This is a genomic window from Aliiglaciecola litoralis (assembly GCF_039523355.1).
Taxonomy (GTDB): Bacteria; Pseudomonadota; Gammaproteobacteria; order Enterobacterales; family Alteromonadaceae; genus Aliiglaciecola; species Aliiglaciecola litoralis.
The window spans coordinates 173,199-185,286 of the sequence record NZ_BAAAFD010000010.1 but is presented as its reverse complement, the minus strand read 5'-3'; the positions used below and the strand labels follow the sequence as shown (position 1 = coordinate 185,286).

The following is a 12,088-nucleotide window of genomic DNA, read 5'->3' as shown; positions in this document are numbered from 1 at the left end:
CAAAGCGTTAAGTATATGATGGCGTGTACATAATTGCGTGTTTATTTCAGTGTAATCCATTACAAAGTATCGACTGATGATTAGGAACCTTTATTTTGAACCTGAGTTTTTTTACCAGATTGCAAATTCAGTAGTGTCATGGCATTTCCCCACACATAGCCCGTGTCTAAGGCAATATATTGAGTTGATTCAGTCTGTCCCATTAGAGTAGCCCAATGACCAAAAATGACTTGCCTTTTCGGCTTCATTTTTACATTAGGTACATTAAACCATGGCACTATTGATGTGTTGTTTTTAGTCGGTGCTGTTTTGGTCTCAAATTCAAGGCGATCAGCATCTTTGATATAACGCATGCGGGTGAACGCATTGGTGATAAATCGTAACCGTTCTATGCCTTGCAGTGCTGGGTCCCAGCGATCGGGTTGATTACCGTACATCTGACTAAGAAAATCTAACCATTGCTCACTGCGCAGTACAGTTGATACTTCCTCACTGAGTTTCACGGCCTTTTTGAATGACCATTTAGGATATAAACCAGCATGGCTTATCAAGCTATGTTTATTTAATCGCAATGCTAACGGCTTAGTGCGCAACCAATGAGCTAATTCATCCACTCGGTCACTGCGTAATAAAGGACTGAGGTTATCGTTGCGTTTAGGTGTTTTTAAACCAGCGTAGATCGCCAAGAAGTGTAAATCATGGTTTCCCAAGACCGTGTCAAAGGCCACGCCTAAATCATACAAGAATGATAAGGTTTTTAATGAGTCGGGGCCGCGAGCGATCAAATCACCCACGCCCCACAATTTGTCACATTGAGGATCAAATTTTACTTTATCTAATAACCGTCTCAGGCCGGAGTAACAGCCTTGAATGTCACCTACAATAAAGTCAGCCATGTCTTTTGTTTACCGAAGAATGCATTAATTGACCAGTGTTGACACAGCAAGCCTAAACACCGGAATAGGGGCTTTGATCGTGTTGCCCTGGGAATCGATTAACTCGTAGTGACCTTGCATAGTGCCCACGGGCGTGTCGAGGATAGCGCCGCTAGTATATTGATAAGACTTACCAGCGGGGATATGGGGCTGCTCACCAATAACACCATCGCCGGAAACTTCAGTTTTTTCGCCGTTGCCGTCAGTGATCAGCCAGTAGCGACGCAGTAACTGGTAATCTTGATCGCTGTTATTAATAATATTGATTCTATATGCAAAGGCATATTTGCTATCGGATTTAGGAAAGTGGTCTTCAAGGTACTGTGTTTGGACTTTTATACAAATATCACTTTGTTGGCTCATATCTCGCTTTCCTGATGACTGACAAAATCGGCAATTCGAGCAAAATCGGCCAAGCTCAGCTTTTCAGCTCTTAACTCGGGGTTAATATCTAAAGAGACCAGTTGTTGCTCATTGATAGATTTGCTTAGGCTGTTGCGAATTGTTTTGCGTCGCTGATTAAATGCCTCAGCGCAGACTTGATTTAACTTCTGCTCACTAATAACCGTCACAGGTTTGACCTGGTGAGGTATTAAACGTACCACTGCAGAATCGACTTTAGGGGGCGGATTAAACGCGCCTGGCGGAACGTGCAGTACTGGCGTTATCTGACAATGATATTGTGCCATAACTGATAAACGACCATAGTTTTTACTGCCTGCACTTGCTGCTAATCGATTAACCACTTCCTTTTGCAACATAAAATGCATGTCTTTGATTTTGGTGGTAAAGGTAAAAAGGTGAAACATCAGCGGTGTTGAAATGTTGTACGGCAAATTACCAAAAACGCGCAGCGGGTGGTCTTGGTCACAAAGCTGATTAAAGTCATACTTTAAAGCGTCCGCTTCAATCACATTAAGTTTGCTAGATAAAAAAGGATGGGTTTTAAGGCGCTGCGCCAAATCACGATCTAGTTCGACGACATTGAGTTTGCTTATGAGTTCGCACACAGGCTCTGTTAAGGCGGCAAGACCAGGTCCAATCTCAACTATGTTTTCACCTTCAACCGGACGGATCGCAGATACAATCTGATCAATAATATAAGGGTCATGCAAAAAATTCTGACCAAAACGTTTACGTGCTGTGTGACCTAGGTGTTGTTTACTCATTGTTTTCTTTCTACTAATTTGAGAGCTTTGAGAATAGCACGCTTAAAACTGCCTGAGTTGGCGTGGCCGGTTCCAGCAAGATCCAATGCAGTACCATGATCCACTGAGGTGCGGATAAAAGGAAGTCCCAATGTAATATTGACGGAATCACCAAAGCCTTTGTATTTGAGCACCGGTAAACCTTGGTCATGGTACATGGCTAAGATTGCATCAGCCTGCTCCATATACTTAGGTTGGAATATAGTATCTGCGGGCAAGGGACCCGTGATGCGCAAACCTTGCTCGCGCAATTCATCCAGTGCAGGAATGATAATATCCAGTTCTTCACGACCTAAATGCCCATCTTCACCTGCATGTGGGTTGAGACCGCAAACAAACAAGTTTGGCTGGGCAATTCCGAATTTTAGTTGCATATCAGTGTGCACAATGTGCAGCACTTTATGTAAGCGTTCCCGCGTAATCGCTTTTGCGACATAAGCAAGAGGAATGTGAGTGGTGGCTAATACCACGCGAAGCCCTTCGGTTGAGAGCATCATCACCACATCTTGGGTATTTGACTGGCTGGCAAAGTACTCCGTATGACCGCTAAACGAGATACCTGACTTATTGATAATTCCTTTATGCACAGGTCCGGTGACCACCGCATCAAATTCACCGTCCATATTTTTGGCGCAAGCTTGGCGCAGTGTTTCCACTACGTATTGTCCGTTAGCAGCATCTAACACACCAGCTTGTACTTTATTGGCAACCGGAATGTCGATAATAAATAACTGTCCCGGCTTTTGTACTTGCGGGTTGTGTTGCTGATAAGCCATTAATTCAAGCGGCAAATTTAATTGACTTGCTCGCTCCAACAGCATGTTTTTATCAGCCAGCACCACGAGTTGCGCATCCCATTGGGATTGCGCCAACGCTATAATGAGATCAGGACCAATGCCTGCAGGTTCGCCAGGGGTGATAGCAAGTTTAATTGGCAAGTTAATTTCCTGTCGTTTCGGCTTCGGGTTCGATCACTTCGATATAGGCTGTGTCGCGCATTTCACGCAGCCAGGCTTCGGTTTCTTCTGCAAACTTACGGTTAAACAAAAGTTGATAGGCTTTATCTTCTTTGCGCTTATCAGTCGCATCGTCAATACGTCTATCGATAAGTTGCACCAAGTGCCAACCGTGTAAAGAGCGGAAAGGTTGACCAATTTCATCTTTTTCCAAATTGGCAAGGGCTTGCTTAAATGCAGGAACATATATTTCTGGGTCATTCCAGCCTAATTCACCCCCTCTAAGGGCAGAACCAGGATCCGCCGAATGTTCCTTTGCTAACGCAGCGAAATCGGCTTCACCAGCAAGGATTTGTTCGCGGAACTTTTCGAGTTTCTGTCTGGCCTTGTCGTCGCTGAGGATCACCGATGGCTTAATCAGAATATGGCGAGCATTTACTTCTTCAACCTTCACAATTTCGATACCGCGAAGATCTTTGACTTTCAAGATGTGAAATCCGGCGCCACTGCGAATAGGTCCCACTAAAGCATCTTTATCTTTTCCTTGCACTGCTTCTGCAAATAATGTCGGCATTGCATTAATATTCATCCAGCCCAGATCACCACCATCAAGCGCTTTAGCACCAGAAGAAGAGGCGATGGCAATACGGGTAAAATCTGAACCTTCATTTAGCAGCTCAAGTACTTTGTCAGCAGTGGCTTTTGCCTTAGCGATGTCGTCATCGCTAGGCTGTGGTGGAAAGCCAATCAAAATGTGACCAATGTGATATTCCGCTTGGTCCGCACCTTGCTCATCGATAAGCTTGACCAAATTTTCAATTTCTTGAGGGGTAATATAAACACGACGACGCACGTTTGCTCGTCTTACTTCGCCGGTTATCAATTCTTTGCGAATATCTTCGCGATAAACTTCAAACGGAATACCGTCTTTAGCAATGACTTGTCTAAATTCATCCATTCCCAGATTATTATTGGCGGCGATGTTGGCGATAGTTTGATCCAATTGAGGATCACTGATTTGAATCCCCATCTTTTCGGCCATTTGAGTTTGTAAACTATCGGTTACCAGTCTTTCGATTGCTTGGGTCCGCAATGCACGGTCCGAAGGAAGTGTTTGATTGTTCGCGATCGCGTTGCGCTTTACTTGGGTGACCAAGGTATTGATTTCACTTTCTAAGATGACACCTTGGTCGACAATAACGGCCACTCTATCCAGTGACACTTGTTGGGCAACACTGCTAAATACCAGCATTGATGAGAGAACGATAGATACAACAATTGATTTCATTTTTTAATACTTATGGTTTAAACATTGATGCCCCACCGTTGCGGGTAGGGCGTTCGGTTTAGTTAATTAAGTAGGCCTGACGATAACCAAACAAGCCATCTTCAAGCATTTTTCTGCGCCCTTTTTGGCCTTCAGAGCCTGAGAACTTAAAGCTAAATTTCAAATTAATACTGGATTCAAATTCCTGCGTATTCTGCATACCAGCGGCATCAAATCGATTACTCAAGTGCCGTTGAGATACTAAGCTAACAGACCAACAGCAAGACTCGTACTGCACACCCATGTAACTTTCGATAGTGCGCTGGGTACCTAAGTCTTTGTACCACCTGCCAACCCAATGCCAGTTTTCAGAAATGGGCCAACTTGCGGTTAATCCTAACTGATCAATCTGCTCGCCTGATAAGTTTCGTACAAAGCGATGGTTAACTTGGAATATTTTATCTTCACTGAGCCTATATTCCAATGAAATACTGCTGCGTTCCACTTTGTCGGTCTTAGTTGATAGTTGCAACTCGGTATGAACAAACCACTTGCTACCCATTTGCCAATCTAATTCGGATGCCAAGGCGGATCTGTCATCGTCCTTAGTGGCCGCTAACACCTGATTATCCTCCAGATAGAATATCTGACCCAGACTCACTTTAAATTGTTCCCGACTATTTTCATCAAGAATACGCGAGGTTAAACCGACAGTAATCTGATTGTTGTCGCTAATTCTATCTAGCCCAGTAAACTCTTGACCTCTGAACAATCCATTGAAATCATTTAACAGCCGCGTGGTGTCATATAATCCGATATTATTTTGGTCTTCGTAATCGGTATACAAATATTGGGCTTTAGGCTCTAAGGTTTGCTTCAGGGAATTGCCAAACCAACTGATTTCCCGTTCGAAAAATAAAGCACCAAATATTCGCCCTTGTCCAAGTGAGCGCGTGGTCTCTTCTGCCAATTGAGTGTTTTCTATATTGTCTTGTTGGTAAAAGGTGTTTAACCAAGTCGCCTCAGCTAAAAACTCGCCCCATTGAGAACGCAATGGCAATGCCACGCTAGGAGCGATGTGCAATCGCGTGGCTTTAGGTTGCTCTTGCATGTGGTTATCAAAAAACGCTAATTCGGATGTCAATCGAAATTCCAATCCGGCCATCGGATCGCTGAGGTAATTAAATTTCAGCTCCGGCAAAGCGCGATAATTTGATTGATGATCGCCAATCACTTCAAAATCTTTGAAACTGACGGAGAAATCCATATTCGCACTAAAATAATTTAGCTCTAAGGTTTGATATAAATGGGTGTCCGCACGGTTGTAATAATCTGAGCCGAAATCGACAATATAATTGTCATCGCTTAAGCCGTTGTAATCGACATTGAGTTGCCATTTGTCAGCTACTTTGCCGCTGTGTAGAAAACGATAAAAATAGCGATCGCGCTGATCTACAAGTTCCCGATCCTCGGGCAGATACTCAACATTGAATTGTCCAGCGCTGGCGTCAGTTAAATAACGGAATTCAGTTTTAAGCTGCACACCTCTTTTGGTCATCACTCTGGGTGAAATAGTCGCGTCATAATTGGGGGCAATATTCCAGTAGAAAGGTTGTTCATAAGACACGCCGGTGGCGCTGGACGTCTTTATTTCGGGAAACAATAGACCTGTTTGCCGTTGATCCGAAACAGGGAATACGAAATAAGGCAGATAGAAAACCGGTACGTCTTGAATGTAAAACACCGTATTGACGGCTTCTCCCCACAACTCGCCTTCTTCAATGCTGATACTGCTGGCATTGATTTTCCAATCCTCGTCGCCTTCTGGGCAAGTGGTGTAACTTACATCGGTGAGCTCAACACCATCGGTTTGATCTATTTTTATCTGTTGGGCTGAACCGCGACCTCCAAATTGAGTCAACTTATACTCAGTATCGGTCATTAACAATTGCCCAGAGGCAGTGTTAAGCCGAACGTCTGTGCTTTGCACGGACATCTGTTGATCTTGATAGCTTACTTGGCCGGTGGCGGTTAATTGGGTTTTTTCTTTATCAATGGTTGCGTTGTCAGCGTGGATCCGTGCGCGCTCATTATCAATAGTGACATCGCCTTCAAAGGTCGCCAGTTTATTTTGACGGATCTCGGCTCTTTTGGCTTTTACCTTGATTTGTTCGGCCAACAGGCTTTCATCTGCAACATAACCCGCTTCAGGAGCAGGGCATGAGGACAGTTGTTGTGCGGAAACCGTTCCAGTCATTGAAAAGAACAGTAAAAAGCTATATTGGTTAAATTGCATACAAGGTCTAAGTTTAACAGCCATGCCGATGTCGATTAACGACATTAAAAGTGTGAATTATAAGGAGTTGGAGTAGATTCACAGCCAAACTTCCCAAATTATACAGCATAATGGATTTCCTTTGTTCTATTATGCCTGCGCATTAGTTATATTTATACCATAAAAACGAGGTATTACGTGACAGATAAGCAGCAAAGACAACAGGCGTTATTGAATTGGATCAATTCAGATACCGGCTTTTCGTGCCAATCCTTAGACATCGTCTCAGGAGACGCTAGCTTTCGGCGCTATTTTAGATTTACCGATCTGAATACTCAGCAGTCGATTATAGCAGTGGATGCGCCACCAAAATTCGAAGACAGCAGCAAATTTGTCGATATAGCGAAGGCTTATCACGCAGCAGGTGTGCATGTACCTAAGGTATATTGTCACGATCCAGCACAGGGGTTTTATTGTTTACAGGATTTTGGTAACCATCAGTTTGCGCTAGAGGTGCAATCCGCTAATGTTATCGCGCGTTACAAACAAGCTATCGACCAGTTACCGTCAATTCAGGCTTGTGTAAGTGTCAATAACAAACCATTACCCTGGTATGACGACCAACTTTTAGCGACAGAGCTTCATTTATTTACGCACTGGTTAATGGAAGTGCATTTAGGCCTTGTCTTAGATAACAATCAGCGCAAATTAGTACAGGATTGCTACGACTATATTGCTGACATATTCAAAGCACAGCCTCAAGTTGGCGTGCATCGAGATTACCACTCTCGAAACCTCATGGTGCTTGACGATAATCGTATTGGCGTGATCGATTTCCAAGATGCGGTCATCGGTCCTATTACCTATGATCTGGTGTCATTACTTCGAGATTGTTACCAATCATGGTCATCTCAACAAATTGCGGAATTGCTCGCTTATACTCAGCAAACCTATTATCCAAATTACGATTTAGCCCAATTTACTTTTTGGTTTGATATGACGGGTATCCAAAGGCATATCAAGGCCAGTGGTATTTTTTGTCGGCTATGTCATCGAGATGGCAAACAAGGCTATTTGCACGATATCCCGCACACGCTTGATTACATTATCGATGTAGCTGGACGCTATACCGAAACACGGGAGTTCGCCAATTTTGTGGCGACTATTGTTAAACCAAAATTCGTTAGTATTACGCAATGAAAGTTGCGATGATCCTTGCAGCAGGAAGAGGCGAACGGATGCGTCCGTTAACTGACCATACCCCCAAGCCTTTACTCGAAGTACAGGGTAAACCTCTTATTCACCATCATCTGATAAACCTTGAAAAAGCGGGCTATAAAAAGGTCATTATTAATCATGCCTGGCTCGGGCAACAATTGGTTGATGCTTTAGGTGACGGAAGTCAGTTTGGTTTGAGTATTGTCTTTAGTGCTGAGTCTGAGGCTTTGGAAACTGCGGGGGGGATTATCAATGCGCTTCCGCTTATCAAAGCACATTTAGCAGACAGTCATTGTTTTACTGTGGTCAACGGTGATATTTTTACCGACATGGATTTCGCAATACTGCCAACAAGGCTAGACCAAGACCTTGCACACCTAGTGCTGGTGGATAATCCTGCACACAACCCAACCGGGGATTTTTGTCTAAATAATGGGCGGATCGAAAGACAACCGCGAAATCAATTCACATTTAGTGGTGTTGCTGTTTACCATGTAGATATGTTTAACACGCTTTTTTCTCAACCACAGACTTCACCGATAATGCCTTTAGCGCCATTGTTATTTCAGCATGCTGCGGATAATCGCCTATCTGGCGCTTTGCATCAGGGGTATTGGTTTGATGTGGGGACGCCGGAGCGGTTGGCGCAATTAAACCAAATGGAGGTCAAGTAATGCCATTTTGGGGTAAGGTACTTGGAACATTATTTGGATTCATGTTTGGTAGAATTCCCGGTGCAGTGCTGGGTTTTTTTATCGGTCATTTATTCGATAAAGGATACAGTCAAGATTTTAATCAAATGGGGGGATTCAGTCGATTTTTTACCAGCCAAGATGAACTGAAATCCCAAGCCATCTTCTTTCACGCTTTGTTTTCGGTGATGGGGCACGTTGCTAAAGTTGACGGGCAGGTTACTAACGAAGAAATTCGCATGGCATCCTCACTGATGGATCAGATGGACCTGCAAGGTGATATTCGAAAAGAAGCGCAACAAGCTTTTCGCGAAGGAAAGTCGCCGGATTTTCCAGTAACGGATATATTAAACGAGTTTAAAACCAGCTGTCACGGAAGACGGGATGTGTTGCAGGTTTTCTTAGAGATCCTTATTCAAGCGGCCTTTGCAGATGGCAAATTAGATCCCAAAGAACAACAGTTACTCGAGCGTGTAGCGGATAAATTGGGCTTTAAACAGCATGAGTTTTTGTATTTGTTGTCAATGTACGAAGCGGAAGTTCGATTCCGGCAGGCGCAACATGGTCGCCACGGTGGGCAACAAAGGCAGCGCAAACAATCAGCCTATACCCAGCAGCAATCGCTAGCGGATGCGTATAAAATTCTTGGTATTAATAAAGCTGACGACGCTAAACAGATTAAGAAAGCCTATCGAAAGTTGATGTCCGAACATCATCCCGATAAATTAGTCTCCAAAGGACTACCTAAACAAGCCATTGAAATTGCCAAAGCCAAGGCTCAAGACATACAAGCGGCTTACGAAATGGTAAAGCAAGAAAAAGGATTTAAATAACTCTATGTGTTTTTCAACTTCATGGCGATCTCGCTTTTGGTTATTAGTCGTTGTCAGTATCACGCTTGCAGGGTGTGCGACTAAGCAAGTGCAATCGCCTCAAGTCGCGATCCCAAAACCAGGCAATATGCTCAACTTAGATCGCAGTGAATTAGACGAACAACAGATTTTTTGGTTGGACGAAATAAATCGTTTTTATCAGGCTGACATGCAAGACGTCGTTATTCCCCATGTTAAGGTGGTCAACCAACTCGATGACTGGCCGCAGGATAGCTATTGTAGTCCGCAACATGTGGAATTGATAAATCGCGCGATTGAACTCAACGCCACTAGCCTATTAGCTCTAACATTTCGTTCGTTTTGTGCAGACCTCGCTCAAAACGCCGAATTAGCTGAAGAAACCCAGACTGCCTTAGGCAATATCTCAGAAATACTGCTGCTCAGCGGTAATGGTCGAACTCCGGAGCAGGCTGTACAAGTTCGTGACCTGTATGAGGTCAATATTATTTTTCAGTGGGCCGGTTTAGACGTATTCGACATCGAGCTATTACGTCTGCATGATCAAGTGGTCTATAAGTTTCACACGTTCGCCATGACCAACGGTCAATACGATGTTTATTACGCAAAAAATAGTCAATATGTCGCTAAAAACTTGCAACAAAGTGGTCAGCCTATAGAAAACCCCCAAGCCTTGGCTGATATCATTATCCAAGGCAATATTAATGCAAAAGATGCATCGGCATTGCAATGGCAATATGCCCAATGGTTGCGTCAAGACCAGCCACAAAAAGTGATAGAAGCGTTAAGTACTCAAAGTGACTTACGCTTTTTGGCCGAAGTGTTGCTAGTGCAAGCTTATTTGCATGTAAACGATCAGCGCTCTATTAATTATCATCTCGATAATATCCTCAGTTTTTCAGAAGCCGGCTTTGTGGAAGCCAGTGCCGTGTTTGGCCAGCATTTGTTAAACAGTGATGATCCTATGGACCTGCAAGGTGCAGCAAATTTATATCGAGTGAATGTTGAACAACACGGTATTTACAATGCCGCCATGGCTTGGCTGGAATCGTTTTTAAGATTACCCCCTCAACCGCAGCAATTTGAGCGTTTGTTAGATCAATTCGATGAAGCCGATTATGTGGGGTGGCGCTTAGCAATTAACCAATATGATCATGTTTTTGGCGGTATATCTGAGGTTGGATACCAGAAGCTCACATTATTATTAGAGCAATTGGGCCAGCATTATGTACGTGCTCAACTCGACTATGCCGCCCTTCTGCTGGAAGGTAAGTGGCAAAACGAGGCAAAGATTGAAGCCGGGCTAGCCATCATTCGAGATCTCGCACACCAAGGCGATCATAACGCTCAACTGGATTACGGTATCTTGCACTCCAAAGGGCGATACGGGATCGCGATTAACCGAGAAGCCGCTTTTGATTGGTATTTTCAGTCAGCACAACAGGGCAACTCTAGCGCACTATATAACTTAGGCTTAGCTTATCGTTTTGCCCGAGGCGTAGAAAAAGACATGCAATTGTCGGTAGATTATTTTCAACAAGCCTATGATGCCGGTTTTGATTTGGCCGGTTGCCGAGTTGGTGACATATACAGCGAAGAGCAAGAAGTGATGAACCTGCAATACGCCAGTGCCGCCTATCAAGCGGTTCTGGATGAAAAGGACAGCAGTACCGAAGCCAAAGCCAGCTGCGCTTATGGTCTTGGCTATATTGAATTTTATCAAAATGAAAATACTGACCAAGCACTTGATTTGTTTCAGCGGGCAGGTGATTGGGGGGAAGAAAACGCCTATTTTGAGTTAGGTTTAATCTATGAAGATGGAACTAAGGTAACAAAAGATCCGCAACGGGCTGTTGAATACTATTTACAGGCGATCAACATGGGCAGTTACCGTGCGGCGGCTAATCTAGGTTACATGTATGAAACTGGAAATGGCGTCAGTCGTGACCTGCAAAAGGCACTTCGATTCTATACCATTTCGGCTAATGGCGGCTCTCCTACAGGGCAAAACAATCTGGCGACATTTTATCGTTACGGTCAAGTCGTAGAACAAAACATTCAAACGGCTTTCGACCTTTATCTCAAATCGTACGCCAAAGGCAATCGATTCGCTGCTGAAAACCTAGGTGACATGTATTATTTCGGTGAATTGGGCGAGCCTGATTACCAGACCGCGTGCAATTATTATGAAGCGGCTGTTGCACGAGGCGCAGCGGATGTTCAATTTGATGTCGCCTACTGTTTTGTCTACGGCGAAGGTCGCGAGCAAAATGTCGACAAAGGCGTTGCTTTGTTATTGCAAAGTGCTTTGAACAATGACACCTCTGCACTGGTAGAATTAGGTAGGTTGTATGCCAATGGTGAATTGGTCGAGCAGGATTTACAGAAGTCGTTGCGTTATTACCAATCCGCCTATGAGCTTAATAATCCCAGAGCGGCATATGCGTTGGGATTAAACTATGAAAATGGTATTGGAGTGAAAAAAGATCCTGTTTTGTCATTTGAGTATTACCGACAAAGCGCTTCTTGGGGGATGACCGAAGGCATGCTCGCGACTGCCAAGGCCTATCTGTACGGATTTGGCACAGCAAAAGATAAGGAGCAGGCAATCAAATGGTTGCAAAAAGCCTCACAAAAAGGGTCAATGGAAGCGCAAAGCTTACTCAAAAACTTATGAGTCTCGATG

Annotated in this window: 10 protein-coding genes; 4 read left to right on the top strand and 6 right to left on the bottom strand. The window is 44.0% G+C overall.

What is annotated here, in order from left to right:
- Positions 1-80 precede the first annotated feature (80 nt).
- From ABD036_RS15955 to ABD036_RS15930, 6 genes are read right to left on the bottom strand one after another with little or no spacing between them, the layout of a single operon-like run.
- Positions 81-896, bottom strand: coding sequence for a symmetrical bis(5'-nucleosyl)-tetraphosphatase (locus ABD036_RS15955; protein WP_343861700.1), 816 nt, complete (start codon positions 894-896; stop codon positions 81-83).
- A 24-nt stretch (positions 897-920) separates the two neighbouring features.
- Positions 921-1,298 (bottom strand): Co2+/Mg2+ efflux protein ApaG, encoded by a 378-nt coding sequence (gene apaG, locus ABD036_RS15950; protein WP_343861698.1) that lies wholly within the window; start codon positions 1,296-1,298, stop codon positions 921-923.
- On the bottom strand, positions 1,295-2,104 hold the full coding sequence (gene rsmA, locus ABD036_RS15945; protein WP_343861696.1) for a 16S rRNA (adenine(1518)-N(6)/adenine(1519)-N(6))-dimethyltransferase RsmA: 810 nt from the start codon (positions 2,102-2,104) through the stop codon (positions 1,295-1,297). Before rsmA ends, apaG begins: the two co-directional genes overlap by 4 nt.
- Positions 2,101-3,087, bottom strand: coding sequence for a 4-hydroxythreonine-4-phosphate dehydrogenase PdxA (pdxA, locus tag ABD036_RS15940; RefSeq protein WP_343861728.1), 987 nt, complete (start codon positions 3,085-3,087; stop codon positions 2,101-2,103). Before pdxA ends, rsmA begins: the two co-directional genes overlap by 4 nt.
- On the bottom strand, positions 3,083-4,387 hold the full coding sequence (surA, locus tag ABD036_RS15935) for a peptidylprolyl isomerase SurA (RefSeq protein ID WP_343861694.1): 1,305 nt from the start codon (positions 4,385-4,387) through the stop codon (positions 3,083-3,085). Before surA ends, pdxA begins: the two co-directional genes overlap by 5 nt.
- Positions 4,388-4,445: 58 nt before the next feature.
- Positions 4,446-6,662 carry an LPS-assembly protein LptD gene (locus ABD036_RS15930; RefSeq protein ID WP_343861692.1) on the bottom strand — a complete coding sequence of 739 codons (2,217 nt, stop codon included), beginning with the start codon at positions 6,660-6,662 and terminating at the stop codon, positions 4,446-4,448.
- Between the two features lie 177 nt (positions 6,663-6,839).
- Here ABD036_RS15930 and ABD036_RS15925 point away from each other — a divergent pair, with 177 nt between their 5' ends.
- From ABD036_RS15925 to ABD036_RS15910, 4 genes are read left to right on the top strand one after another with little or no spacing between them, the layout of a single operon-like run.
- A complete protein-coding gene (locus ABD036_RS15925) occupies positions 6,840-7,841 on the top strand; it encodes an aminoglycoside phosphotransferase family protein (RefSeq protein WP_343861690.1) in 1,002 nt (333 codons plus the stop codon).
- Positions 7,838-8,533, top strand: a complete 696-nt coding sequence (gene murU / locus ABD036_RS15920; protein WP_343861688.1) for an N-acetylmuramate alpha-1-phosphate uridylyltransferase MurU — start codon at positions 7,838-7,840, stop codon at positions 8,531-8,533. Before ABD036_RS15925 ends, murU begins: the two co-directional genes overlap by 4 nt.
- A complete protein-coding gene (gene djlA, locus ABD036_RS15915; RefSeq protein ID WP_343861686.1) occupies positions 8,533-9,384 on the top strand; it encodes a co-chaperone DjlA in 852 nt (283 codons plus the stop codon). Before murU ends, djlA begins: the two co-directional genes overlap by 1 nt.
- A gap of 4 nt (positions 9,385-9,388) precedes the next feature.
- A complete protein-coding gene (locus tag ABD036_RS15910) occupies positions 9,389-12,079 on the top strand; it encodes a tetratricopeptide repeat protein (protein WP_343861684.1) in 2,691 nt (896 codons plus the stop codon).
- The last annotated feature ends 9 nt before the right edge of the window (positions 12,080-12,088 follow it).

Excerpts from the sequence above, each read along its gene's own strand:
- djlA (WP_343861686.1), top strand. The coding sequence starts at position 8,533 with ATGCCATTTTGGGGTAAGGTACTTGGAACATTATTTGGATTCATGTTT.
- ABD036_RS15955 (WP_343861700.1), bottom strand. The coding sequence starts at position 896 with ATGGCTGACTTTATTGTAGGTGACATTCAAGGCTGTTACTCCGGCCTG.
- ABD036_RS15910 (WP_343861684.1), top strand. The coding sequence starts at position 9,389 with ATGTGTTTTTCAACTTCATGGCGATCTCGCTTTTGGTTATTAGTCGTT.
- surA (WP_343861694.1), bottom strand. The coding sequence starts at position 4,387 with ATGAAATCAATTGTTGTATCTATCGTTCTCTCATCAATGCTGGTATTT.
- ABD036_RS15930 (WP_343861692.1), bottom strand. The coding sequence starts at position 6,662 with ATGCAATTTAACCAATATAGCTTTTTACTGTTCTTTTCAATGACTGGA.
- rsmA (WP_343861696.1), bottom strand. The coding sequence starts at position 2,104 with ATGAGTAAACAACACCTAGGTCACACAGCACGTAAACGTTTTGGTCAG.
- murU (WP_343861688.1), top strand. The coding sequence starts at position 7,838 with ATGAAAGTTGCGATGATCCTTGCAGCAGGAAGAGGCGAACGGATGCGT.
- apaG (WP_343861698.1), bottom strand. The coding sequence starts at position 1,298 with ATGAGCCAACAAAGTGATATTTGTATAAAAGTCCAAACACAGTACCTT.